Raw genomic sequence first — 22,476 nt, forward strand, 5'->3', positions numbered from 1 at the left:
GTCATGACCGCGACCGGAGTCGGCGTCGGGCTCGCCGCCGCCCTGTTTCTCGTCGGCGTCGCGCTGGTGATCTGGTGCGTCGAGGTCTTCATCGAGGCGGTCGCCCGGAGCGCGGTCGCGTTCGGGATCTCCGGATTCTTCCTCGCGGTCGTCCTCGCCGGGATCGACCTCGAGAACGCCGTGCTCGGGCTGACCGCCGCCGGCGTCGCGCTGCCCGATCTCGCCCTGGGGACGGTCTTCGGCGAGGCGCTGTTCGTCCTGACGGTCGCCGTCGGGCTCGCGGGCCTGCTCGTCCCGTTCGAGCCGCGGGTCCCGCGGGCGTACCTGGGATTGCTGCTGGCCGTTCCGATCCCGGCGTTTGCGATGTCGCTAGACGGAACGATCGGTCGCGCTCGAGGAGCGGTGCTCCTCGCGGCCTTCGTCCCGCTTTTGGCGGCGATCTTCTGGCGCGAGCGCGGGTCGGAGACGGCGTACCTGCTCTCGGGGGAGGTCGCCGAGGTCGTCGACCGGGAGGACCCCCAGGCGGCCGATCTCGAGGCCAACGGCGGAGCGGGCGAGCGAGCGCGGGAAGCCGAGGACGGCGGGCTCGAGCTCCCCGACCTCGACGCGGACGAGTTCGTCCCCGACCTCGAGGACCGGAGCGGGCCGTTCGCACTCGGGGTCGCAGCCCTGGCGACCGTCGGGCTGACCGCCGGATCGCTGCTGACGGTCGTCAGCGCGGAGCAGCTCTTCGTCGCGGCCGGAATCTCGGGGCTCGCGTTCGGGGCGACGGTGCTGAGCTTCGTCGCCTCGATCGAGGAGCTGGCGCTCACCCTCGAGCCGGTGCGGCGGGGGCAATCCCACCTCGCCGTGGGCAACGTCGTCGGGAGCACGGTCTTCTACCTGACCGCGAACGTCGGGCTGATCGCGCTCGTCCGGCCGATCGACGCCGGCGGGGCGGTGCTGACGGTTCACTGGCCGGCGCTGGCCGCGGGGCTGCTCGTCGTGACGGCGATGCTGGCGCGGGGTCGCGTGACCCGCGGCGGCGGCGCGGCGCTGCTCGGGCTCTACGTCCTCTACTGGGTCCTCAACTACGTCTAGAGACGAAGGCGACCCAGCCCGTCAGGCGCCGTCGCCGGAGCCCTCGAGTTCGCCGACGGTCTCGAGGCGGGACTGGCCCAGGTACCGCCCCATCCCCTCGGTGGCGACGAACTCGACGGTCTGCGTCTCGCCCGCCTCGCTGGCGAAGCTCGACCGAACGTCGGTGTTCTACGCGGCGGTCTCCCCGCTGCTTGCGAACGTCGGTCACAACAGGAGCGCGATTACCGCGAGGACGATGAAAATCAGCACGAAGATACGCGCGATCTCCATCGAGACGCCCGCGACGTCGCCGGCGCCGACCGCGGCGGCGACGAGCGCGAGGACGAAGAAGACGACCGCCCAGTAGAGCCAGTCGACGCCGCCGAACTGGAGCGGGACCGCGGTTGCGAGCTCGTGCATGTCATCCCTTCTCACGGCGGTGCGCATAAACGTCGGTGCCGGCGCGTGCCGACTCGGGTCGGTCGCGCCTCGAGAGTACGGTTCTCACTCCTCGCCGAAGAACGCCCCACAGAGCTTGGCCTCCGCTCCGCGGAGGTGTTCGTGGAAGGTCGGCCGCGAGACGCCCATCGTCTGGGCGAGCTCCTCGCCGGTCGTCGGGCGGGGCCACTCGAAGTAGCCCGCGAGGTACGCGCGCTGTAACGCGGTGAACTGGCGGTCGGTGAGCGACTCCTCGAGCCGGGAGGCGAACTCCTGTCGGGACCGACCCTCGCTCTCGCGCTGGCGAAAGGAGACGACGTCGGTGCCGTCGTACCGGTCCTCGATCGCCTCGACGACCGAGCGGACGTTCGCCGACCGGGGGATCTCGAGGTCGAGCCGGGCGGCGCCGCCCTCGCTTTCGATCGCACGGGTCCGGACCCCGCGCTCCGAGAGCCAGCCGACCGGGTCGGCGTCGTCGGAGAGTTCGATCAGGCAGCTCCCCTCGTGTTCGACTAACACCTCGAGGGCGACGCCGGGGAGTTCGGCCGCGGCCGCCCGGAGCTCCTCGCCGGTCGCCCCCTCCGCCGTGAACAGCGACGACGTGCCGTCGCCGGTTCGGTGGACCGAGCGGCGGTACTCGAGGCGGGCGTCCGTCGCCGCCGTCAGCGCGACCGGGGCGACGGACGGGTCCGCGAGTTCGATCTCGACGGCGACGACGGCGTCGGTCGCGAGCGTACGGCTGGTCTCGCGGGCGTTGACGCCGCTGGCGACCGCGCGAGCGAGCGCCGAGAGGATCACCGACTCGCGGTCGTCGATCGCCCGGTCGCGGTCGGTACAGACCGTCAACACGCCGTAGTCGATCCCGTTGTACCGCAGCGGGAACGAGGCGCGGGTGGTCTCCCGGTCGCTATCGACGGCGACGGCACCCGTCTCGAGGGCAGCCGCGGCGGGGTGGTCGTCCCCGACCGAGGACGCCTCGACGGAGACGCCGGCCTGCTCCCGGATCTCGATCGCCTCTGTCGCCGGATCCCGCTCGCCGATCCAGGCCCCCTCGTAGGCCTCCTCCGCGGCGATCCGCTCGCAGACCGCGGCCTCGAGCTCCGGGCGGGAGGTCGACCCCGCGACGACGTCGGTGACGTCCTGGATCAACCCCTCGACGCGCTCGAGAATGTGCTCCAGCTCCTCGGTCCGGCGCTCGAGCTCGAGTTCGGCCTCCTTGCGGGCGGTGACGTCGTTCTGGAAGCCGACGTAGTGGGTGACCTCGCCCGCGTCGTTGCGAACCGGAGCGATCGTCACCTCGTTCCAGAAGGCGGTCCCGTCCTTGCGGTAGTTCGTGAGTTCGACCGTGACGGGTCGTTCCTCGTCGATCCCCGTGCGCATCTCGGCGACGGCTTCGGGATCGGACGCCTCGCCCTGCAGGATTCGACAGTTTCGACCGACGACGTCCTCGTAGTCGTAGCCCGTGATCTCCTCGTAGGCCTCGTTGATGTAGACCAGCGGGTTGTCCTCCCGGCTCGGATCGGAGATCGTGATCCCGACCGGCGCCTCGTTGATCGCCCGGTCCTTGACCGTTCGATCGCTGGCCGGCGGCTCCTGCTCGCCGAGTCGCTCGAACGCGATCGTCGCCCCCTCCTCCCCGCGGTGGACCCGCACGTCGTACCCCGCGGTCTCGAGGGGGACGTGTCTCGTCGTTCCGACCGTCGTCTCCGTCAGCGCCGCCTCGATAGGGCCCCAGTCGGACCCGAGAACCGGTTCCGGCTCTCGCGGAAGGGTTCCCTCCGAGAGGTCGAACTCGTGTCGCGCGGCCTCGTTCGCGAACGTGATCGCTCCGTCCGCGACCGCGAGGACGGGGTCGACGAACCACTCGAGGGCGGCCGCCGCGGACGTCCCGCCCTCGGGCTCGTGAGTCTCGCTGACGCTGTCCATACCGGTCCTACGAAGGCGACCCCTAAGAACCATGTCGTCGGCGCGGCCGAACCTGTAAGCGAGAACGTATAACCGAATCCGTAATGAACGTTATGTCGGTTCGTGATAGATGTTGTCATATGTCAGTGTATCAGTCACCCTTCGAACGGCTGCGGGAGAAGTTCGACGACTCGGAGCTGAAGTGTCGACACTGCGGCTACCGCGACGACGGCAGTTGGAACGTCTCGACGACCGGGGATCGGGTGCAGTACCGGTTCGTCTGCTCGTCGTGCGAGGCCGTCGAAACCAGGGAGATGCGACTCTAGTCCTCGAGTACCGTTCGTCGGCTCGAGTCCCGAGAAAGAGCGTCGCCTCCAACTCGACGGGGTCGAGTCTTCCGAACGGGGGCATCGTCGACCCGCTCCCAGACGAAGGCGCTTTAGGTGCCGGAGCGCTTTCCTCTCCCAATGAGTCACCCCACGCCCGACGTCTACGAGCAGGGCAAGGGCATGGACGCCCACAACCAGGTCATGCGGGAGATCCGCTCGCGCAAGGAGGCCAGCTACGACCCACACGAGCCCACCCGCGTCTGGCTCGACGAGGACAACACCCCCGACGGCGTCAAGCGGAGTCTGACGATCATCCTAAACACCGGCGGCTGTCGGTGGGCCCGCGCCGGCGGCTGTACGATGTGTGGCTACGTCGCCGAGAGCGTCGACGGGGGGAGCGTGAGTCACGAGGCGCTGATGGACCAGATCGACGTCTGTCTCGCCCACGAGGCCGAAAACGGGGACGAGCCCGCCGACCTGATCAAGATCTACACCTCCGGGTCCTTCCTCGACGAGCGCGAGGTCGGCGCGGAGAGTCGGAAGGCGATCGCCGACACGTTCGCCGACCGCGAGCGGATGGTCGTCGAGTCGCTGCCCGACTTCGTCGACCGCGAGAAGATCGCCGACTTCATCCGACACGGGGTGGATACGGACGTCGCGATCGGGCTCGAGACGGCGACCGATCGGGTGCGCCACGACTGCGTGAACAAGTACTTCGACTTCGCGGACTTCGAGGACGCCTGCGCGGAGGCCGCGGCCGCGGACGCGGAGGCCGGCGGTGACGCCGACGCGGGGATCAAGGCCTACCTGCTGATGAAACCGCCCTTCCTCACCGAATCCGAGGCCGTCGCGGATATGATCGCCTCGGTCGAGCGCTGCGCCGGCGTCGAGGGCTGTCACACCGTCTCGATGAACCCCTGTAACGTCCAGCGCTACACCATGGTCGACGACCTCTACTTCGAGGACGGCTACCGGCCGCCGTGGCTCTGGTCGGTCGCACACGTCCTCCGCGAGACGGTCGACGTCGACGCTATCGTCGTCTCGGACCCGGTCGGCCACGGCTCGGATCGCGGTCCGCACAACTGCGGGGAGTGTGACGATCTCGTCCAGAAGGCGATCAAGGACTTCGACCTGCGCCAGGATCCCTCGGTCTTCGAGCAGGTCTCCTGCGAGTGCGAGCGGACCTGGGAGGTCGTGATGGAGCGCGAACGCAGCTTCAACCAGCCGCTGACGCACTGACTCGCTAGGCCGTCTCGAACCCGCGCAACACGCCCTGTCCGTCCGTCGGGCCGACGTCGGGCAGCGTCGCGCGCTCGGGGTGGGGCATCAACACCGCGACGGTCTCGCGCTCGCCGAGGACGCCCGCGACGTTGTGCTTCGAGCCGTTCGGGTTCGCCGCGGCGCTTGGCTCGCCGTCGGCGTCGCAGTACCGGAACAACACGCGGCCGTCGTTCTCGAGGGTCTCGAGGCGGTCGTCGTCGATCTCGTAGCGTCCCTCGCCGTGAGCGATGGGAACTTCGATGACCTCGCCCTCCTCGTAGGCGGCCGTCCAGGGCGTGTCCGCGCGCTCGACGCGCAGGTGGACGCGCTCGCACTGGAACCGCGCACTCTCGTTCGTGGTGAACGCCCCCTCGGTGAGTCCGGACTCGCAGCCGATCTGGGCGCCGTTACAGATTCCCAACACCGGGGTGCCGGCGGCGGCCGCCTCCCGGACCTCGGCCACGATCGGCGAGCGCGCGGCCATCGCGCCCGCTCGCAGGTAGTCGCCGTAAGAGAACCCGCCCGGGAGGACGACCCCGGTCGCGTCGGCGGGGAGGCCGTCCTCGTGCCAGACGATCTCGGCGTCGATCCCGAGGTGCTCGAGGGCTCGTTCGGCGTCGCGGTCGCAGTTCGAGCCGCCGAATCTGACGATGGAGACCGTCACAGTCGCCACCCCGCGGTGTTGCGACCGACGGTCTCGATCGTCGCGATGGAGACCGTCATCTACCGCTCGTCGACCTCCACGTCGTAGTCGTGGATGGTCGGGTTCGCGAGCAGTCGCTCGGCCATCTCGTCGGCCCGCTCCCGGGCGCCGTCTGCGGAGTCCGCCTCGAGGTCGATCTCGAAGCGGTCGGCCGAGCGCAGCGCCTCGAGTTCGAAGCCCAATCGCTCGAGGGCCTGTTTCGTGGTCTCGGCCTCGGGGTCGAGGACGCCGCGTTTGAGTCGAACCGTCACCGTCGCGGTGTAGGCCGTCATTACTCGATACCCCGCATCCGTGATCAAAAACGCTTTCGGCTTTCGTTCGGAATCCACGTTCGTGGATACTCGAGGACCGGACGCGGTCCCTACGGATGGTGGATGCAGCGCGGATGGTGGATGCGGCGCGGATGGTGGATGCGGCGCCGGCGGATAGAGTCGAGACCGCTGGCGGGCCGAGAGCCCGAGTCCGGAACGGAGAGTATCGGTTCCCCACCCCCTCCCCCCACTGTGTCCAGTGTCTTCGGGGGAAGGGGCGGAGGGTCGGTTACCGTTCGGCATCTCGTAGAGTTCGACGACGCCGTCGCTAGTCGATTTGAATGTCGTTCGGACAATACGTCCACCACACAATTAAAACCACCTGTTTCTAGAGAACCGTCCGACTCCCTCCCCCCACCCCGCCTCGTCTCGGGACACTGGACACAGTGGGGGGAGGGGGATGCGGGACGGCGGGCTGACAAAAGACACACTGGACGCACTGGACGCACTCGACACGGTGGCTTTATGACGGTCGCCGGGCGTGCACGAAGTATCGGAATGGGATTGTTTCAGCCAGACACCGAGATCTTCCGGCACCGGGACGCGCTTCGCGAGGACTACCAGCCGGAGGAGATCATCGGTCGCGATCAGGAACTCCAGCAGTACATCTCCGCGCTGCAGCCGGTTATCAACGGCGACCAGCCCGCGAACGTCTTTCTGTACGGAAAAGCTGGCGTCGGCAAGACCGCCTGTACGCGCTATCTCCTCTCGGAACTCAAGGCGGACGCGACGGAGTACGGCGTCGATCTGACGACGGTTCGGACCAACTGTGAGGACCTGAACACCAGCTACCAGGTCGCGATCCAGCTGATCAACGAGCTTCGACCGCCCGACGACCAACTGAAGCCGACGGGGTACCCGCGGCGTCAGGTCAACGAGTGGCTCTGGGAGGAACTCGACGCGATCGGCGGCACCGTCGTTATCGTCCTCGACGAGGTCGATCACATCGAGGACGACTCGCTTCTCTACCAGATCCCGCGAGCCCGCGCGAACGGCAACCTCGAGGAGTCGAAGGTCGGAATCGTCGGCATCTCGAACGACTTCAAGTTCCGCGAGAGCCTGAGTTCGAAGGTGCAATCGAGTCTCTGCGAGAAGGAGATACAGTTCCCCGCCTACGACGCCAACGAGCTCCGGGCCATCCTTCGCCGGCGGGCCGAAGTCGCGTTCTACGACGACGTCGTGCCGACCGAGGTGATCGCGAAGTGTGCAGCCTTCGGCGCGAAAGACGCCGGCGACGCCCGCCAGAGTCTCGACCTGCTGATGGAGGCCGGCGACGTCGCCGTCGAGCGAGGGGTCGAGCGGATCACCGAGGCCCACGTCGACGAGGCGCGGGCGTCGCTCGAGCGGAGTCGTATCGTCGACGGCGTCGCGGGGCTCACCCAGCAGGGCCACCTCGTCCTCTACGCACTGGTGATGCTCCACGAGGAAGGCGAGACGCCGACGCGAGCGCGCGCCATCCAGGACCGCTACGAGATCGTTTGCGACCGCGCCGCGGCCGACTCGCTGGTTCCGCGACGGATGCGGGATCACCTCAACGAGCTCGCGATGCTGGGGATCGCGAGCCGGGTGGAACGGAACAAGGGCGAGGTGGGCGGACGGTACTACGAGTACTCCCTCGACACGAATCCCGACCTGCTGCTCGAGGCGCTCGACGAGACTGTGGACGTGGTGGGGGTAACCGAAGCGATCGAGAACCGTCTCGACCGCAGCGCGTGAAAACCCGTCTCGATTGCGGCGCATGAATTTCGACCGCAGCGCGTGAAAACCCGTCTCGACGGCGGCGCATGATCGATCCGTGTGCCGATCTCGGGCCGAATCGGCTCGAACCGTCGATCGGTTCCGAACGCGCGCTCACCCGCTCGCTCGAGCTCGGACACTGGACGCGATGGGGAGGGAGGGAAAAATTCGAGATCGCTCGCGAACGGGTCGGGAGACACTGGACACCGCGGGGGCGGACCGGATTCGAACCGCTCGAGGCGGCGGACCCGAAGCGCCGAACGCGATCCCCCCCGGACACTGGACGCGGTGGGGTGTGTGTCTCGTTCTCGAAGACACCGGACGAAGTGGGGGGACGCCGGGCGGAACCCCGACGTATCGATCGTCGACGATACTCAGGCGTCGGATAGCGTCACGAAAAACGTCGATCCCTCGCCGGGCTCGGACTCGACCTCGACGGTGCCGCCGTGGCGCTCGGCGATGCGCCGACAGAGCGCGAGACCGATCCCGGTCCCCTCGTACTCCTCGCGGCTGTGGAGCCGATCGAAAACGTCGAAGATCCGGTCCTGATCGTCCGGATCGATCCCGATCCCGTTGTCGCTGACCGCGACGATCCACTCGCCGTCGCTCTCCTCGGCCTCGACGTGGATCCGCGGGGGCTCCTCGCCCGAGTACTTGATGGCGTTCTCGAGCAGGTTCTGGAACAGGCGCCGGAGCTGGCTTCGATCGCCCTCGATCGTCGGCAGCGACTCGACCGTGAGCTCGCCGCCCTCGTCGTCGATCGCCACCTGAAGATCCGCGCTGACCTCCTCGAGGACGGCCTCGAGGTCGACGGGCGCGAACGGATCGCCCCGGGTCTCGACCCGGGAGTACTCGAGCAACCCCTCGATCATGTCCCGCATCCGCTCGGCGCCGTCGACGGCGAACTCGATGAACTCCCGGCCGTCCTCGTCGAGTTCGTCCTCGTAGCGGCGCTCGATCAGGCCGAGGTAGCTCGTGATCATCCGCAGCGGTTCCTGAAGGTCGTGGGAGACGGCGTAGGCGAACTGCTGGAGGCGCTCGTTGGACTCCTCGACGCGCCGTTCGTTCAGCTTGCGTTCGGTGATGTTCCAGTGGGAGACGATCGCGTACGGCTCGCCCTCGTAGGTCGTCCGCTTGACGCGCAGCTGAAACCACCGCTCGGAGTCCGGCGAGTGACAGGGGTACTCGAGCGCGAACCGTTCGCGCTCTCCCTCGAGCACTGCCCGGATTCCCTCGACCGCTCGATCGGCGTACCGACTCTCGCTGTCCGCATAGACCTCGAGGTAGTTGACCCCGACGCTGTCGACCGGCGGCTGGAGCTCGTTCTCCTCGGCGAAGGACTTCCACGCCTCGTTGGTGCCCAGGATCGTCCCCTCGCCGTCCAGAACCGCAATGTTCGGCGTGAGATTGTCGAGGACGTGCGACCCGAGCCCCTCGGATATCTCCATACGAACGAATCCGGCTGCGGGTGTAAATGCCGTTCGATCGTTCCGCTCTCCCGCCGAGACGACCGGGCACGGTCCGCGCCGGCGAGACCGGTCGCGAAGGACAACGCTCATGAGACCCGATACGAAACGGACGGCCGAGAGTAATGACCCTCGCCACAACCGGAGGACTCATCGCGGGCGTCGTCCCCTTCGGGATCACGACCGTGGTGATCGCGATGCTGGGAATATTCATGTCCGCGATGGTGTTGCTCGCCGTCGCACCGCTGCTCTCCGAGAACAGGACCGCACAGCTCGGCACCCCCTCGAGGAGCGACCGCGCGACCGTCAGTGACCGCGCGACCGTCGGTGACCGTGCGACCGTCAGTGACCGCGCGACCGTCGAGACCAACGAAGCCGATTGACCGCTGCGGAGGACTCGAGTCCGCAACGTCGGGAACCGCGTTCGAACTCGTCGTCCGTCCGCCGACGGAGCGTTCGGTGCCCTACCGTTCGAGCCCGTCGTACTGGTCCCGGACTAGGTGAGCGATGCCGCGGTCCTCGAGGACGTCCATCGGCGCGAGCATATCGAGCTGGACGACGCCGGGCAGCCGACCGATCTGGACGCCGCCGGTGAACGTACACCGCGAGCGGACCTCGCCCTCGCTCATCTCGAGCAACGTACCCGCGCGGTCGAAGGCGTTCTCGGTCGCGTCGTTGATCGTCGCCCCGGTGCCGACGACCTGGATCGGGCCCATCTCCTCGAGCAGGTCGACGCCGTGGTCGTCGGCGAGCGCGCGCCCGCTCTCGAGTTCGTCGTCGCTGTACGGTTTACTGATGAACGGCAGGTCTTCCTCGTTGGGCAGGAGGATCGGGCCGTCGATGTCGAGACCCTTGATCACCTCGACGTCCATCTCGACCGTGCCGCTGACGTCGGTCGTGTGCAGGGAGAGCTCGCCGTCGCCCTGGTTGGCGTGGAGGTCGCCGACGTAGACGCCGGCGCCGTCGACCTTGACGGGGCAGATCAGCGTCGCGCCCGCGCGAACCTCGGGGATGTCCATGTGGCCGTCGGTGCGAGCCTCGAGTTCGGCCTCGCTGTCGAGCCCCCAGTCGTGGTCGGTCTCGAGGAGGAACTGGCCGAAGTCGCCCGCGTTGTGGGAGTCCGGCAGCTCCACGGGCGGCGTCGTCCCGACGTTGCCGATGAACGGTCTGAGCCGACCGAGCGTGCCGGGCATCTCCCCGGGCGCGTACAGCAGGATCGGGTGTTGTCGGGAGTTCTCGGGGATGTCCATCAGTTCCGCGGCGTCCTCGGCGAGGTCGTGTGCCGCGTCCTCGTCGACCGTGATTCCCACCGTGCGATCCTCGTCGAAGACGACGGTGTAGCCGTACTCGAAGCCAAAGGAGGAGGCGTTGGCGCCACACTCCGCACAGCGGATCGCGCCCTCGCCGGTGCCCTCGATGATCGATTCGGGCCACTCCGTCCCGCACTCCGGACAGCGGTGGTCGACGAACGGATCGTCGCCGAACGCCTCGGTTCGCTCGCGCATCGAGCCCGTGCTCGTCGCCAGGCTCGTCACCTCGACGTCGCGGATCGTCAGCGCGACGGCGTCGCCGACCTCGGCGTTCTCGACGCGGATCGGCCGGGTCACCTCGTGGCCGCCCCGGAACTCCGGCGTGATCATCGGGCCCCAACAGCCCGGCGGCGTGTACGTCTCGATCCGTCCGCCGTCGGCGACGGTGCCCGCCCACTCCTGGTCGGGACTGACGAGCCCGAGCGTGTACCGGTCGACCGACAGCTCCTGTTGGACCTCTCGCTGTGCCATGAGTGTACGTATCTCATCGGAGCACATAAACGCCGCAGTGGCACACGCGTCAGTACCCCCGAATCGACGGTCCTCGGCGTGACGATCGGGTCCGCCGACGCCGCCCTCGAGTCGCCGTTCACCGGTGGCGGGGGCGCCCGTCGAGTACTTGCATCTGAGGGCCGAACCCCGATACCGCTCACCGTGTAACCCCCGTCCATGCAGGAAAACGAGTTCTACAAGCTCGTACAGGAGGCGAGTCACCTCGAGACGATCGATCGCGCACAGGTCGCCGCCGAGGCCGTCTTCGAGACGCTGGGCGAGGCCCTGACGGGCGGCGAGGCCGAGGACGTCGCCGCCCAGCTCCCCCCCGAACTAGCCTCGATCGTCGAGGACGCCGATCACGACGGCACCGGGTACGACCGCGAGGAGTTCGTCGAACGCGTCAGTGACCATCTGCAGGGAACGGACGTCGAGGACGCCGACGCCGAGCAGTTCGCCGACGGCGTCACCGACGCCATCGCGGCCACGCTCACGCAGGGCGAGCTCCAGGACCTGAAGGCCCAGCTCGACGGCGACCTCCACCCGCTGTTCGAGGGCGTGGCGGTCGACCCGAGCGACGCCTAACGCCGATTGGGCCGGCCGATACCGCCGCAACGGGATCGTTCAAGTGACTGCATCCTATTTTCGGGATCGATGACTGGTTCGAACGACGAGGGCGCGCCGGCGTGTCAGACCTGCGAGGACCCGGTGACGGAAAACGGCGAGCGTCGGGTCGTAAGCGTCGTCGAGAACGGCGAGGCGGTCCACTACGAGTTCTGCAGCGTCGACTGTCGCGAGGCCTGGGACGGGGCGCCGAACTAGTTCGCCGGCGGCTCCGGCTCGGTCTCCCGATCGGCGTCCTCGCTTTCCGCGTCCGTCGCATCGTCGACGACGTCGACGATCCCGTCGACCGGTCGGTCCGGCGTGAGCTCGTCCACCTCGTCGGGAAGTCCCAGCTGGTAGTCGCGTTCGCCCTCGCGGACGCTCGTCCGGCCGCGGTGGACCGAAACGTCGCCGTTCAGGTGGAGCCGAACCGCCTCGAGTAAGGCGTCGGCCTCGAGGGGCTGTCCCCGCCGCTTGATCTCCTCGAGGTTGGCGTCGTCGGGGACGTCGAACGCGCGCTGGGTGATGATCGGCCCCTGGTCGAGGTCGGTGGTCACGTAGTGGGCGGTGACGCCCGCGACGCGAACCCCCTCCTCGAGGGCCTGGCGGTAGGCCTCGGCGCCGGGGAAGGCGGGAAGCAGCGAGGGGTGGACGTTGATGATGCGGTCCTCGTAGCGAAAGACCACGTTCGGTCCGAGGATCCGCATGTACCGCGCGAGGACGATCAGGTCGACGTCGTACTCCGCCAGCACCTCGAGCAGCCGCTCCTCGTTTTGCTGGCCGTTCTCGTCCCCGATATCGTGGAACGGAACGTCGTAGCGCTCGGCGAGGGGTTCGAGGTCGTCGTGGTTCCCGATGACCACGCCGATGTCGGCGCCGAGCTCGTCGTTCGTCCAGGCCTCGAACAGCGCCTCGAGGCAGTGGCTCTCGCTGGTTCCGAGCACCGCGATCCGCTGGGTCTCGCGGTCGGCGGGGAACCGGACCTGCACGTCGAGCCCGAGGTCCTCGCCGAGCTCGTGGAGATCCGCCCGGAGCGTCGCCTCGGTACAGACCATCTCCGCGGTGTCGACGGCGAGGGTCATCCGGAAGACCCCGTCCCGAACCGCCTGGTCTACGTCCTCGATGTTGGCTCCGCGCTCGAAGAGGAGGCTGGTCACGCGGGCGACCAGTCCGGTGTCGTCGTCTCCGATCACGGTGATCTCGGTCAGGTCGGTCGTCATCGCGGCCACCTCCGCTCGAGCGGTCGTCGAGTCATCGGTATCGGTTCCAGTTTCCGCCCGGCTAAAAGCGCCGCGACTCGTCGTTCCTGATCGTTGCTGTCAATTGAGGACGGACGGTCGTCGGCGACTGGCGCTCGAGCGCGGTCGCACCGGTGTCGATCGCGCTCGTCGCTCCGGGTCGTCGGCCCGCCCGCGAGGACTGCGTCTTCGGTCGAGTTCGAAAGCGAAAAGCGGCGTCTACAGCCCCTGCACCGAGCCGATCGCGCTCGAGAGCGGCGGCGCGTCGAAGACGTCCATCCCGGTGTAGGTGTTGGTGCCGGCGCAGTACATGTTCCGGGCGGTCTCGAGCACCCGGTCGTCGAGCGGTTTCGGTTCGATATCGCAGAGCGATTTCCAGTCGGCAATATCCTCCTGTTTCGCCCGGGCCTTCGCGGCCTCGACGGCCTGGACCCACTCGGGCTGGGTTCGCTTGTGGTACTGGCGAAGCACCTCCTTCGAGAGCTGGGTCGCCCCGTAGCTGAAGCGGTTCTCGTCGAACGTGCCGACGACGTCGGCGACGCCGATATCGCCCTCGTAGTAGAGACACTCGATTTTGCCGTCCTGGTGGACCAGCTCGGTCTCGGCGGCCTGCTCGGTGATGACCGCGTTGACCTCGAGGGCCAGCTCCTCGAGCTCGTCGAGGTCGGCCTTGCCGGCGATCGCGTCGGCCTCCTCGCGGTCGAGCTGGCGGTCGGTCTCCTCGTACTTCGTGGTGAACTCGACGATCGGTTCCTCGAGGTCGACGGGTTCGTCGGGCCACGTCTCGAACTCGAGGCCGTGGTCGGCGGGCTCGGTGCGCCGGCGCAGGCTCGAGCCGACGGGAACCCGGTTGCGGAAGACGATCTCGAGGGGGATCAGGTAGTTCTCGCCCGCGGCCTCGTGGTAGCTGTCGTAGTCGTACTCCAGGCCCTCGTTGGGCAGGTCGGGCACCTGGGTCAGGTCGATCGCCATCTGCCAGGGCGGGCGGGAGGCCTCCTCGAGCGAGCACACCTCCCCGTTCTCGACGACGCCGCGGTAGTGGGTCGGGATCCCCGCGTCCTCGAGCAGCTCGAAGTTGAACGCGCCCATCGTACAGAGGCTGGCGCCCTTGTCGGGGATCTGGTCGGGCATCTTCCCCCAGTCGAACACCGAGTAGTCGTCGGTGAAGACGAACGAGCCCGTCCCGAGGCTGTCGGCGGTGGCCTCCTCCTGGACGTGAAACTCCTTGACGCTCGTCATCCGAGACACCTCTGGGCAGCCGGGCGGCCGCGGTTCATGTATCAGTTGCGGAGGCCGGGCGGTAAGAAGGTTTCAGTATTCGGGCGGGCCCCGACGATCGGGGTCGAAGCCCCGCGGTCCGCTCGGGGCGTTCGGTTCCGGGGACCACCATCCTTTTCTCGCTGTACGGGTATCGATACGTCGATGGAGCGACCGGTGACCGAGGACGACCTCACGTTCGATCACGTTCCCGAGACCGACCAGTCCTTCGAGAACGCCCTCGCGAAGGCCCGCGACGGCGACCGACTCGCGGTCGACGACGCGATCGAACTGCTCACGACGGGCACGGACGGCGAGGGGATCGACCGCCGACGCAAGGAGCGGGTGCTCGAGGCGGCCGACCGTCGCCGGGCCGAGGACGTCGGCGAGGAGGTCACCTTCGTCGCGAACCTGAACAACAACGTCACCACGGCCTGCAACGTGGGCTGTCTGTTCTGTAACTTCAAGGACGCCGCCCACACCTTCGAGAGCGAGTACGAAGCCGAGACGGCCGGCTTCACCAAGACGCCCGCCGATTCGCGCGAGATCGTTTCCGACGCCGTCGACCGGGGGGTCTACGAGGTCACCTCCGTGTCGGGACTCCACCCCGCGTTCGCGCTCGACGACGAGCACCTCGAGATCCTCCGCGCTCACCCCGAACCCAAGGAAGTCAACTTCAAACCGCCCGAGCGGTACGGGACCGATCCCGGCACCTACGCCGACCAGCTCGCGGCGATGAGCGTCGACGGCGTCCACGTCCACTCGATGACTCCCGAGGAGGCCTACCACGCCCGCCGCGGGACCGACTGGTCCTACGAGGAGGTCTACCGCCGGCTGCACGAGGCCGGCCTCGATACGGTTCCCGGCACGGCCGCCGAGATCCTCGTCGACGAGGTCCGGGAGGTGATCTGCCCGGGCAAGATCGGCACCGAGGGCTGGCTCGAGGCGATGGAGGCCGCCGCCGACGTCGGGATGGGCCTGACGGCGACGATCATGTACGGCCACGTCGAGAACGAGGCCCACCGCGCGATGCACCTGAAACGGGTCCGCGACCTGCAAGAGCGCGTCGACGGCGCTATCACGGAGTTCGTCCCCCTCTCCTTTATCCACCGGAACACCCCCCTTTTCGAGCACGACGTCGTCTCCGGCGGCGCGAGCGCCGACGAGGACGAACTCCTGATCGCCGTCTCGAGACTGTTCCTCGACAATATCGACCACATCCAGTCCTCGTGGGTCAAGTACGGCGACCAGCAGGGCCTGAAGATGCTCTCCTGTGGCGCCGACGACTTCATGGGAACGATCCTCTCCGAGGAGATCACCAAGCGCGCGGGCGGCGAGTACGGCGAGTTCCGCTCGTTCGCCGAGTACGTCGACCTGATCTCCTCGATCGGCCGCGTTCCGGTCGAGCGCTCGACCGACTACGAGCGCCGCCGCGTGATCGATCCCGACGAGCCGCCGTTCGGCCCCGAACTGGGACCGAAGGCCGACGGCACGCCGCTGCTCGAGGCCGCCGAACGGACGGCTCCGGCCGACGACTGATCGCCTCGGCGTAGCTTTTTCCACCCCCCGGGCGTGCGACCGGGTACGTACGATGAATCACCTCGTTCCGTCCGGCGACGACGCCTGGCACCTGCCGAACCACGCCCACCTCGTCGTCTACGAGCCCGCGGACGGGCGCGGACTGCTCACGATCTACGACTGCGGCGCGACCCCGGGGCCGCCGAAGGCCCAGCTTCTGGGAACGCTCGAGACCGTCGCGGCCGACGCCGCGACCGAACCGACTCCGACCGGTCGCGTCGTGAGTCTGCGCGAGGCGGCGACCCTCGAGCGGATCGGCGAGGACCGGTACCGGATCGCCTGATCTCACTTCGCGCCGCGGGCGACCCCTGGTTCCTCGCCCTCGCGCTCCTCGAGTTCCACCGACGGCTCCTCGCCCGCCGCGCGGGCGACCGCGAGCGCGAGCGCGGCGACGCCGATCAGGACGATCGCGCCGCCGAGGACGGAGACGAGCGAGAACCCGCCCGCGAAGAGGCCGCCGACGAGGATCGCCGCGCCGACGGCGAGGGCGAGAAGCGGTGCGCCGAACGCGATCGTGTCGCTGTGCATACGATAAGTACGGCCCGAGAGAGCATATACCCCTCTCCCCACGGATCGGGTGCCTGTCACGTCTCGAGCCTGACGATCCACACGTCCGGCGCCACCGTCGTGACGTGTACGAATGAACCGGCGACTCCATCTCGGCGTTCCCCGTCGGCGAGCGGTCCGTAGCGCCGCCGGGAGCGGTTTTCTCCGGCGCCGACGGTCCCGGAGAGCGACGGAACGCTACTCGAGCGCCGTTCCCCGAAGCACGCGCCGATACCGCTCGCCCGCCGCGTCGGCGGCCTCGAGCGCCGCCCGGATCGTCGGCGAGACCCACTCGCGGTCGGCGTCCTCGCTCCGGCGGCCCGTCGCCCCCGCGGTTCCGTCGGCCGCCGCGCCGTCGAACCCATCCGTTCGCAGGTCGCTGGGAAGGAATCGCTCGTAGACGGGCAGGCGCTCGCACAGCGGGGCGCCCGCGTCGTCGGCGATCCCCTCGAGTTCGCGCAGGGCGGGCCAGCTGTAGTCGGGGTTGATGTGGTCGTCGGTGATCGGCGAGACCCCGCCCAGGTCGTCGACGCCGCAGTCGATCAGCTCGCGGGCCGGGGCGAGATTGGGCGGCACCTGCACCGAAATCTCCTCGGGCAGGGCGGCGCGGGCCATCGCCGTGACTCGGCGCATCGTCTCCAGGGTGGGGCTCCCGTCGGACCAGCGCTCGTTCTCGGCGACGGGCTGGACGATCACCTCCTGGACGTGGTCGTAACGCTCGTGCAGTTCACGGATCGCGAGCAGGCTCTCCGCGCGTTCGCGCCAGTCCTCGCCGATTCCGACGAGGATCCCCGTCGTAAAGGCGACGTCCAGTTTCCCGGCGTTCTCGATGGTTCGCAGGCGCTGGCCCGGTTCCTTCCGTCGGGGACCCGCGTGGGCGCCGACCTCGGCGGTCGTCTCGAGCATCACGCCCATGCTGGCGTTGACGTCGGCGACCGTCTCCAGCTGCTCGATCGTCTGGTCGCCCGGATTCGAGTGGGGGAGCAGGCCCTCCTCGAGGGCGACCTCGCAGGCCGCCCGCAGGTAGTCGTGGATCGAGTCGTACCCCCACGCCTCGAGCTGGGCGTGGATCTCGGCGTAGCGGTCGTCGGGGTCGTCGCCGAAGGTAAACAGCGCCTCCGTACAGCCGGCGTCGGCGCCGCGCTCGCAGATCTCCCGGACCTCCTCGAGGGAGAGCAGCGAGGCCTCGCCGGGCGGGTCGAAGTACGTACAGTAGGTGCAGGTGTACCGACACGCCGTCGTCAGCGGGACGAAGACGTTCCGCGCGAAGGTCAGCTCCCGCGGCGCGGCGACGTCCTCGGGGGTAACCGCGAGCAGTCGCTCGACGGCCGCGTCGTCGATCTCGAGGGCGACGCCGTACTCGCTCGCGCCGGGAATCATCACCCGAAACTGTCGGTCCCGAGTACATAAGGACTTCACGTTGCCGCGGCCCGGTCCGAGCTGGCCGTCAGTTCGAGGCCGCGTTCCCGGCTCGAGCGACGCCGACGCGTCCGCTCTCGGCATCGAGCTCGAACCCCAGCTCCCGGAGGACGGCGGGGGCGCGGTCGGTGCCGTGGACGAGCACCTCGACGAGGTCGTCGGGCTCGTCGACGTCGGTCCCGAGCCGGAAGGAGTCGACGACCGCGAGGTCGGCCCCGATCTCGGCGGTGATCTCGCGGTGGTCGAGGAAGGAGCCGCCGTGGTAGTCCACCCGAAACTCGGGGTGGCGAACGACGAGGGCGTTGGTCCCCGCGCCGCGGCCGGGGGCGATCGCGACGTCCCCCGCGGCGGCGAACAGGTCCTCGAGCGCGCCGGGGGTCGCCAGCGCGAGGTCGGCCATCACGACGGCGACGGGGTCGTCCCCCCGGGCGGTCGACAGTCGTGCGTTGACGGCCGGGGAGAGTGGGCGGTCGTCGACGACGACTCTCGCTCGCGGCGTCTCGAACGCCAGCGGCGCCGTCGAGAGGACCGTGGGCTCGCCGCCGGCGGCGTCGACCGCGGCCACGACGTCGCGCAGCATCGCCCGGGCGAACGCCGTCCGCTCGTCGGTCGAGAGGACGCCCTCGAGGCGGGTTTTGGGCGCGTCGGCGGCGAACGGAACGAGGACGCGCATTCGGCTACCGTTGCCCGCACGCGCCCAAAAGCGCGTCGGAGCTCGGCGGGGGGTCGAGATCGTGCCGAGGTCGGTCGCCCGATTCTCGCGCCGTCCGTCCCTCAGTCTGCCGCCGGCGCCTCGACCTCGAGACCGAGGTGCTCCCGGAGCGTCGTCAAGTCCTCGAGTTCGACGCCGAAGGCGGTGACGTCGTTGTCCGCGAGGGTGTTGTCCATCTCGAGCGAGCGGGCCTGGTCGGGGCCGAAGGGGATGAACGGAACCGACTTCGCGGCCGTCAGCCCGAGCTTCGCGAGCTCCATCGGGATCGGGACGACGGTGACCGACTTCCCCTCGGCCTCGTAGGCCAGTTCGGTGACGTCGGCCAGCGTGGCGACCTGCGGGCCCGCGAACTCGTAGGTCTCGCCGACGCGGGCGTCGTCCTCGAGGACGTCGGCCAGGATCGGGACGAGGTCCCCGATCCAGATGGGCTGGAACCGGGTCCTCCCGCCCCCGGGCAGTCCCGTCACGTACGGCGTCGTCAGTTCCTTCGTAAAGTCGACGAACTCGCCGCCCTCGCCGAAGACGACGGAGGGGCGAACGATCGTCCACTCGAGGTCGGACTCCCGGACGACCGTTTCGGCCTCGCCTTTCGCGCGGATGTACGCGGTCGCGCCGTCGGGGTCGGCCCCGAGCGCGCTCATCTGGAGGAACCGATCGACGCCCCGTTCCTCGCAGGCCCGCACGAGGTTCTCGGTGCCGCGGAGGTGTACCTCCCGGTGGCCGGTCCCCTCCGGGGGCTCGTACAGCGGCGACAGCGAGACGAGGTTAACGACGGCGTCGTGGCCGTCGACGTCCTCGACGATCGAGTCGTAGGCGCTGGCGTCGCCCATCGCCAGGTCGATCCCCGGCGGGAGGTCGGCGTCGTCGGGGCTCCGCGAGAGCGCGGTCACGTCGTGGCCCCGCTCGTGGAGTTCCGTACAGAGGTGCGTTCCGATGAAACCCGTCCCGCCGGCGACGAGAACGTTCATACCACCACTAGGTCCCTCGACGGACAAATAGGGGACGGCGACACTGTAAGGGTCGCCGGCCTCGCGGGTTCGTCAGAGCCATGTGTCCGCCCCGGCCAGTTCGAGTATGCTCGTGACCCTCGAGGGACTGGACGGGAGCGGGAAGACGACGGTCTGGGAGGCCCTGCGGGACGTCCACCCCGACGCGACGTTTACCACCGAACCGACCTCCGGCGAGACGGGGTCGTGGTACGGCGAGGCCGTCTATCGTTCGATTCAAGACGAGGACGCCGACCCGCTGGCCGAACTGTTCCTGTACACCGCCGACCACGCCGACCACCTCACTCGGGTGATCGAGCCCGCCCTCGAGCGCGGCGACCTGGTGATCTCGGATCGCTACTCGGACTCCCGGTACGCCTACCAGGGGGCGACGCTGGCCGAGGACGGCCGGATCACCCGCCCGCTCGAGTACGTCGTCGGGATCCACAGCGCCTTTTCGATCGAGCCCGACCTGACGATCTACCTCGATATCGATCCGGAGACGGCCGCGGCGCGGGCGGGAGCGACCAACAAGTTCGAGCGCGCCGAGTATCTCTCGAGGGTGCGGGACAACTACGAGCGCCTGATCGAGCGCGACCCCGACCGGTTCGTCCGGATCGACGCCACCCAGTCGCCGGAGGTCGTCCTCGAGCGCGTCGAAGACGCCCTCGAGAACCGGATCGACGCCCGCTACGAGGACTGACTGCTTGCGGGACCCGTCGCGGACACCTCGGCCACCACAATCGCTTTCAGCGTCCCCTTCGAGGGAACGCGCATGCACCTGTCTCTTATACACATCTNGCCATCAGAGATGTGTATAAGAGACAGCGTCGGTTCGACGAGCGGGCGCTGGCCCTGCAACGGCGCGGCTGGATGAGCGGCTACCCGCCCTACAGGGGTCAGGAGGGATCGCAGGTCGGGGCCGCACACGCCCTCGCGGCCGAGGACTGGCTCGTGCCGACGTACCGGTCGAACGCGATGCAACTCGCCCGCGGGGTTCCGATGAGCGATATCCTGCTGTTCCGTCGTGGGTACCCCGAGTACGCCTCCGACCACGACCTGAACGTCTTCCCCCAGGCGGTGCCGATCGCGACCCAGATCCCCCACGCCGCGGGGCTGGGGATGGCCGCGAACTACGGCGACTCCGAGGAGGCGATCTGCTGTTACCTCGGCGACGGCGCCACGAGCGAGGGCGACTTCCACGAGGGGCTGAACTTCGCCGGCGTCTTCGAGGCGCCAGTCGTCTTCTTCTGTGAGAACAACGGGTGGGCGATCTCGACCCCGCGGGAGCGCCAGACCGCCAGCGACACGATCGCGCGCAAGGCCGAGGCCTACGGCTTCGAGGGGGTTCGGGTCGACGGCAACGACCCCCTCGCCGTGCGGGAGCTGGTCGCGGCCGCCCTCGAGCGCGCCCGCGAGGGCCGACCCGTCCTCGTCGAGAGCCTGACCTACCGCCAGGGCGCCCACACGACCAGCGACGACCCCTCGCGGTACCGCGACGAGCCCGCGGCGCTGCCCGACTGGCGCACGGCCGACCCCCTCGAGCGCTACGACTCGTTCCTCCGCGAGGAGGGGGTCCTCGACGACGACGACGTCACGGAGATCGAGGACGAGGTCGAGGCGGAACTCGAGGAGGCCGTCGAGGTAGCCGAGTCGGCGCCCGAACCCGAGCCCGGGGAGGTGTTCGACCCGGTCTACGCGGAGCCGACGCCCCGGCTCGCCGAGCAGCGGGCGCGTCTCGAGGAATTCGCCGACCGCGAGGACAGACGCGACCTCGAGCGTTGAACCGACGGCGTGAGGTCGATCGCTCCGCGGATCGCGGTCAGTCCATCGCGATGTAGGTCTTCGTGTCGGTCACGCCCTCGAGACCCTGCACGTCCGACGAGACGGCCTTGAGGATCTCGTAGACCTCCTCGGTGTCGACCTCGGCGATGATGTCGTAGTTGCCCGCGACGATGTGGGCCTCGGCGACCGACCCGAGCCCCCGGATCGACTCGAGCAGCCCTTCGGACTTTCCGGCGGCCGTCTTCACCATGATGAAGGCGTGAACCATCTCTCGCCGGTGTGGTACTCCGTGCCACGACTAAAGCCTTGCGTCGGCACCCGTCAGAGTGGCATGGGTAACCAGGGCAAACTTATTGGCGGGGGCGGGCGTACCCTCCGCTCATGCGGTTCGTGATCATCGGCGCCGGACGGGTCGGCCTGCGCACAGCGCGTGTCTTGCGCGAGGAGGGACACGAGGTGACCGTCATCGAGCGCGACGAGACGACGGTGCGACGCGCACGGAACGAGGAGTTTTCGGTCGTCGAGGGCGACGGCTCCCGCGAGGCGGTCCTCGAGGAGGCCGGCGTCGGCGAGGCCGACGCGGTGGGCGCGCTGACCGGCGACATGAACGTCAACTTCACGGCCTGTATGATCGCCAAACACCACGGCTGTCGGACGGTCATGCGCATCGACGAGGCCTACCGCGAGGGGATCTACCGCAAGTACGCCGAGGAGGTCGACGAGATCGTCTACCCCGAGCGACTGGGTGCGATCGGGGCGAAAAACGCCCTGCTGGGCGGGACGATCCGGGCGATCGCCGACGTCGCGCCGAACCTCCAGATCGTCGAGCTCACCTTCACCGACGAGGCGCCGATCAACGGCTACTCGATCAGCGAACTCGAGTTGCCGGCCGACGCGACCGTCATCGCGTTCGGCAAGCGCGACCGCCCGCTGGGGATCCCCTCCGAGGACGAGTCCCTCGAGACCGGCGATCGGGTCGTAGTGCTGGCGGATTACGAGGTGTTGAGCGAGGTCAGACAGCTGATCGTCGGCGAGCCGGCGACTCGTGCGGCGGCGAACGCGGGCGCGGGAGGTGTCAACTGATGGTTACGGCGTACGTCATGATCAAGGCGAACACGGGCGAGGCGGACCGACTCAAAAACAGCGTGCAGTCGATCGAGGGCGTCGAGGCGGCCCACATCGTCGCGGGCGACGTCGACATCATCGCGAAGGCGGCCGTCGACACTCCCGCCGCGGTCAAGAAGATCGCGGCGACGGAGATCCAGGGGATCAACGGCGTCGAGGACACGCAGACCTACATCGCGATGGACTGACGTCGCCGCGGCCGAACCGGCATCGTCGG

General features: G+C 68.6%; 26 protein-coding genes. 13 read left to right on the forward strand and 13 right to left on the reverse strand.

Annotated features, from left to right (window positions below):
- The first annotated feature begins 3 nt into the window (after positions 1-3).
- Positions 4-1,080, forward strand: a complete 1,077-nt coding sequence (locus C492_RS21000; protein WP_008427345.1) for a sodium:calcium antiporter — start codon at positions 4-6, stop codon at positions 1,078-1,080.
- Between the two features lie 204 nt (positions 1,081-1,284).
- Here the strand turns inward: C492_RS21000 and C492_RS21005 are convergent, their stop codons facing one another.
- Positions 1,285-1,479, reverse strand: a complete 195-nt coding sequence (locus C492_RS21005; protein WP_008427347.1) for a DUF1328 family protein — start codon at positions 1,477-1,479, stop codon at positions 1,285-1,287.
- 84 nt (positions 1,480-1,563) lie between these two features.
- On the reverse strand, positions 1,564-3,423 hold the full coding sequence (locus tag C492_RS21010; RefSeq protein ID WP_008427349.1) for a bacterio-opsin activator domain-containing protein: 1,860 nt from the start codon (positions 3,421-3,423) through the stop codon (positions 1,564-1,566).
- A gap of 119 nt (positions 3,424-3,542) precedes the next feature.
- On the opposite strand from C492_RS21010, the gene C492_RS21015 reads away from it, so the two are divergent.
- Positions 3,543-3,728, forward strand: coding sequence for an HVO_0649 family zinc finger protein (locus C492_RS21015; protein ID WP_008427350.1), 186 nt, complete (start codon positions 3,543-3,545; stop codon positions 3,726-3,728).
- A 141-nt stretch (positions 3,729-3,869) separates the two neighbouring features.
- Positions 3,870-4,970: an archaeosine biosynthesis radical SAM protein RaSEA gene (locus tag C492_RS21020; protein WP_008427352.1), complete on the forward strand. Its 1,101-nt coding sequence runs from the start codon at positions 3,870-3,872 to the stop codon at positions 4,968-4,970.
- Between the two features lie 4 nt (positions 4,971-4,974).
- Here C492_RS21020 and purQ read toward each other — a convergent pair whose 3' ends face one another.
- Both purQ and purS read right to left on the reverse strand, forming a co-directional pair.
- On the reverse strand, positions 4,975-5,655 hold the full coding sequence (purQ, locus tag C492_RS21025) for a phosphoribosylformylglycinamidine synthase I (RefSeq protein WP_008427354.1): 681 nt from the start codon (positions 5,653-5,655) through the stop codon (positions 4,975-4,977).
- Positions 5,656-5,714: 59 nt separating this feature from the next.
- On the reverse strand, positions 5,715-5,966 hold the full coding sequence (purS, locus tag C492_RS21030; RefSeq protein ID WP_005554115.1) for a phosphoribosylformylglycinamidine synthase subunit PurS: 252 nt from the start codon (positions 5,964-5,966) through the stop codon (positions 5,715-5,717).
- A gap of 537 nt (positions 5,967-6,503) precedes the next feature.
- Between purS and C492_RS21035 the strand changes: the two genes are divergently transcribed.
- Complete coding sequence (locus tag C492_RS21035; RefSeq protein ID WP_008427360.1) at positions 6,504-7,721, forward strand: orc1/cdc6 family replication initiation protein; 1,218 nt, start codon at positions 6,504-6,506, stop codon at positions 7,719-7,721.
- A 395-nt stretch (positions 7,722-8,116) separates the two neighbouring features.
- Here C492_RS21035 and C492_RS21045 read toward each other — a convergent pair whose 3' ends face one another.
- On the reverse strand, positions 8,117-9,190 hold the full coding sequence (locus tag C492_RS21045; RefSeq protein WP_008427364.1) for a PAS domain-containing sensor histidine kinase: 1,074 nt from the start codon (positions 9,188-9,190) through the stop codon (positions 8,117-8,119).
- Positions 9,191-9,333: 143 nt separating this feature from the next.
- Between C492_RS21045 and C492_RS21050 the strand changes: the two genes are divergently transcribed.
- The gene (locus C492_RS21050) at positions 9,334-9,591 is read left to right on the forward strand and encodes a hypothetical protein (protein WP_008427365.1); all 258 of its coding nucleotides are present in this window, start codon (positions 9,334-9,336) and stop codon (positions 9,589-9,591) included.
- A gap of 81 nt (positions 9,592-9,672) precedes the next feature.
- Here the strand turns inward: C492_RS21050 and C492_RS21055 are convergent, their stop codons facing one another.
- Positions 9,673-10,989, reverse strand: a complete 1,317-nt coding sequence (locus tag C492_RS21055) for an acetamidase/formamidase family protein (protein WP_008427367.1) — start codon at positions 10,987-10,989, stop codon at positions 9,673-9,675.
- A 198-nt stretch (positions 10,990-11,187) separates the two neighbouring features.
- Here C492_RS21055 and C492_RS21060 point away from each other — a divergent pair, with 198 nt between their 5' ends.
- Together C492_RS21060 and C492_RS24810 are read left to right on the forward strand one after the other, a co-directional pair.
- The gene (locus C492_RS21060) at positions 11,188-11,595 is read left to right on the forward strand and encodes a DUF2267 domain-containing protein (RefSeq protein ID WP_008427368.1); all 408 of its coding nucleotides are present in this window, start codon (positions 11,188-11,190) and stop codon (positions 11,593-11,595) included.
- Positions 11,596-11,664: 69 nt separating this feature from the next.
- Entirely contained in the window at positions 11,665-11,832 is a 168-nt protein-coding gene (locus C492_RS24810; RefSeq protein ID WP_008427370.1) for a DUF7576 family protein, read from the forward strand.
- Here the strand turns inward: C492_RS24810 and C492_RS21065 are convergent.
- Positions 11,829-12,833, reverse strand: coding sequence for a formyltetrahydrofolate deformylase (locus tag C492_RS21065; RefSeq protein ID WP_049893230.1), 1,005 nt, complete (start codon positions 12,831-12,833; stop codon positions 11,829-11,831). The genes C492_RS24810 and C492_RS21065 overlap by 4 nt on opposite strands.
- A 237-nt stretch (positions 12,834-13,070) precedes the next feature.
- The gene (locus C492_RS21070) at positions 13,071-14,090 is read right to left on the reverse strand and encodes a phosphoribosylaminoimidazolesuccinocarboxamide synthase (RefSeq protein WP_008427373.1); all 1,020 of its coding nucleotides are present in this window, start codon (positions 14,088-14,090) and stop codon (positions 13,071-13,073) included.
- 183 nt (positions 14,091-14,273) lie between these two features.
- On the opposite strand from C492_RS21070, the gene cofH reads away from it, so the two are divergent.
- Both cofH and C492_RS21080 read left to right on the forward strand, forming a co-directional pair.
- Positions 14,274-15,647, forward strand: coding sequence for a 7,8-didemethyl-8-hydroxy-5-deazariboflavin synthase subunit CofH (gene cofH / locus C492_RS21075; protein ID WP_008427374.1), 1,374 nt, complete (start codon positions 14,274-14,276; stop codon positions 15,645-15,647).
- A 52-nt stretch (positions 15,648-15,699) separates the two neighbouring features.
- Positions 15,700-15,969, forward strand: coding sequence for a hypothetical protein (locus C492_RS21080; protein ID WP_008427376.1), 270 nt, complete (start codon positions 15,700-15,702; stop codon positions 15,967-15,969).
- A 2-nt stretch (positions 15,970-15,971) separates the two neighbouring features.
- Here the strand turns inward: C492_RS21080 and C492_RS21085 are convergent, their stop codons facing one another.
- The 4 genes from C492_RS21085 to C492_RS21100 form a co-directional block, all read right to left on the reverse strand.
- Positions 15,972-16,214: a hypothetical protein gene (locus C492_RS21085; RefSeq protein ID WP_008427378.1), complete on the reverse strand. Its 243-nt coding sequence runs from the start codon at positions 16,212-16,214 to the stop codon at positions 15,972-15,974.
- A 216-nt stretch (positions 16,215-16,430) separates the two neighbouring features.
- The gene (gene cofG / locus C492_RS21090) at positions 16,431-17,612 is read right to left on the reverse strand and encodes a 7,8-didemethyl-8-hydroxy-5-deazariboflavin synthase subunit CofG (protein WP_008427381.1); all 1,182 of its coding nucleotides are present in this window, start codon (positions 17,610-17,612) and stop codon (positions 16,431-16,433) included.
- Between the two features lie 67 nt (positions 17,613-17,679).
- Entirely contained in the window at positions 17,680-18,324 is a 645-nt protein-coding gene (gene cofC, locus C492_RS21095) for a 2-phospho-L-lactate guanylyltransferase (RefSeq protein WP_008427383.1), read from the reverse strand.
- A 101-nt stretch (positions 18,325-18,425) separates the two neighbouring features.
- Complete coding sequence (locus C492_RS21100) at positions 18,426-19,331, reverse strand: complex I NDUFA9 subunit family protein (RefSeq protein ID WP_008427386.1); 906 nt, start codon at positions 19,329-19,331, stop codon at positions 18,426-18,428.
- 106 nt (positions 19,332-19,437) lie between these two features.
- Between C492_RS21100 and tmk the strand changes: the two genes are divergently transcribed.
- Positions 19,438-20,052, forward strand: a complete 615-nt coding sequence (gene tmk / locus C492_RS21105) for a dTMP kinase (protein ID WP_008427387.1) — start codon at positions 19,438-19,440, stop codon at positions 20,050-20,052.
- A 101-nt stretch (positions 20,053-20,153) separates the two neighbouring features.
- Positions 20,154-21,134, forward strand: a complete 981-nt coding sequence (locus C492_RS21110) for a thiamine pyrophosphate-dependent enzyme (RefSeq protein WP_204365624.1) — start codon at positions 20,154-20,156, stop codon at positions 21,132-21,134.
- 37 nt (positions 21,135-21,171) lie between these two features.
- On the opposite strand, the gene C492_RS21115 is transcribed toward C492_RS21110, so the two are convergent.
- Entirely contained in the window at positions 21,172-21,402 is a 231-nt protein-coding gene (locus C492_RS21115; protein WP_008427392.1) for an Lrp/AsnC family transcriptional regulator, read from the reverse strand.
- Between the two features lie 113 nt (positions 21,403-21,515).
- On the opposite strand from C492_RS21115, the gene C492_RS21120 reads away from it, so the two are divergent.
- Together C492_RS21120 and C492_RS21125 are read left to right on the forward strand one after the other, a co-directional pair.
- Entirely contained in the window at positions 21,516-22,217 is a 702-nt protein-coding gene (locus C492_RS21120; protein ID WP_008427394.1) for a potassium channel family protein, read from the forward strand.
- A complete protein-coding gene (locus tag C492_RS21125) occupies positions 22,217-22,447 on the forward strand; it encodes an Lrp/AsnC family transcriptional regulator (RefSeq protein ID WP_008427396.1) in 231 nt (76 codons plus the stop codon). Before C492_RS21120 ends, C492_RS21125 begins: the two co-directional genes overlap by 1 nt.
- Positions 22,448-22,476: the final 29 nt, after the last annotated feature.

The organism is Natronococcus jeotgali DSM 18795 (assembly GCF_000337695.1).
GTDB lineage: Archaea > Halobacteriota > Halobacteria > Halobacteriales > Natrialbaceae > Natronococcus > Natronococcus jeotgali.

Excerpts from the sequence above, each read along its gene's own strand:
- C492_RS21000 (WP_008427345.1), top strand. The coding sequence starts at position 4 with ATGACCGCGACCGGAGTCGGCGTCGGGCTCGCCGCCGCCCTGTTTCTC.
- C492_RS21005 (WP_008427347.1), bottom strand. The coding sequence starts at position 1,479 with ATGCACGAGCTCGCAACCGCGGTCCCGCTCCAGTTCGGCGGCGTCGAC.
- C492_RS21010 (WP_008427349.1), bottom strand. The coding sequence starts at position 3,423 with ATGGACAGCGTCAGCGAGACTCACGAGCCCGAGGGCGGGACGTCCGCG.
- C492_RS21015 (WP_008427350.1), top strand. The coding sequence starts at position 3,543 with ATGTCAGTGTATCAGTCACCCTTCGAACGGCTGCGGGAGAAGTTCGAC.
- C492_RS21020 (WP_008427352.1), top strand. The coding sequence starts at position 3,870 with ATGAGTCACCCCACGCCCGACGTCTACGAGCAGGGCAAGGGCATGGAC.
- purS (WP_005554115.1), bottom strand. The coding sequence starts at position 5,966 with ATGACGGCCTACACCGCGACGGTGACGGTTCGACTCAAACGCGGCGTC.
- C492_RS21035 (WP_008427360.1), top strand. The coding sequence starts at position 6,504 with ATGGGATTGTTTCAGCCAGACACCGAGATCTTCCGGCACCGGGACGCG.
- C492_RS21045 (WP_008427364.1), bottom strand. The coding sequence starts at position 9,190 with ATGGAGATATCCGAGGGGCTCGGGTCGCACGTCCTCGACAATCTCACG.
- C492_RS21050 (WP_008427365.1), top strand. The coding sequence starts at position 9,334 with ATGACCCTCGCCACAACCGGAGGACTCATCGCGGGCGTCGTCCCCTTC.
- C492_RS21055 (WP_008427367.1), bottom strand. The coding sequence starts at position 10,989 with ATGGCACAGCGAGAGGTCCAACAGGAGCTGTCGGTCGACCGGTACACG.
- C492_RS21060 (WP_008427368.1), top strand. The coding sequence starts at position 11,188 with ATGCAGGAAAACGAGTTCTACAAGCTCGTACAGGAGGCGAGTCACCTC.
- C492_RS24810 (WP_008427370.1), top strand. The coding sequence starts at position 11,665 with ATGACTGGTTCGAACGACGAGGGCGCGCCGGCGTGTCAGACCTGCGAG.
- C492_RS21065 (WP_049893230.1), bottom strand. The coding sequence starts at position 12,833 with ATGACGACCGACCTGACCGAGATCACCGTGATCGGAGACGACGACACC.
- C492_RS21070 (WP_008427373.1), bottom strand. The coding sequence starts at position 14,090 with ATGACGAGCGTCAAGGAGTTTCACGTCCAGGAGGAGGCCACCGCCGAC.
- cofH (WP_008427374.1), top strand. The coding sequence starts at position 14,274 with ATGGAGCGACCGGTGACCGAGGACGACCTCACGTTCGATCACGTTCCC.
- C492_RS21080 (WP_008427376.1), top strand. The coding sequence starts at position 15,700 with ATGAATCACCTCGTTCCGTCCGGCGACGACGCCTGGCACCTGCCGAAC.
- C492_RS21085 (WP_008427378.1), bottom strand. The coding sequence starts at position 16,214 with ATGCACAGCGACACGATCGCGTTCGGCGCACCGCTTCTCGCCCTCGCC.
- cofG (WP_008427381.1), bottom strand. The coding sequence starts at position 17,612 with ATGATTCCCGGCGCGAGCGAGTACGGCGTCGCCCTCGAGATCGACGAC.
- cofC (WP_008427383.1), bottom strand. The coding sequence starts at position 18,324 with ATGCGCGTCCTCGTTCCGTTCGCCGCCGACGCGCCCAAAACCCGCCTC.
- C492_RS21100 (WP_008427386.1), bottom strand. The coding sequence starts at position 19,331 with ATGAACGTTCTCGTCGCCGGCGGGACGGGTTTCATCGGAACGCACCTC.
- tmk (WP_008427387.1), top strand. The coding sequence starts at position 19,438 with ATGCTCGTGACCCTCGAGGGACTGGACGGGAGCGGGAAGACGACGGTC.
- C492_RS21115 (WP_008427392.1), bottom strand. The coding sequence starts at position 21,402 with ATGGTTCACGCCTTCATCATGGTGAAGACGGCCGCCGGAAAGTCCGAA.
- C492_RS21120 (WP_008427394.1), top strand. The coding sequence starts at position 21,516 with ATGCGGTTCGTGATCATCGGCGCCGGACGGGTCGGCCTGCGCACAGCG.
- C492_RS21125 (WP_008427396.1), top strand. The coding sequence starts at position 22,217 with ATGGTTACGGCGTACGTCATGATCAAGGCGAACACGGGCGAGGCGGAC.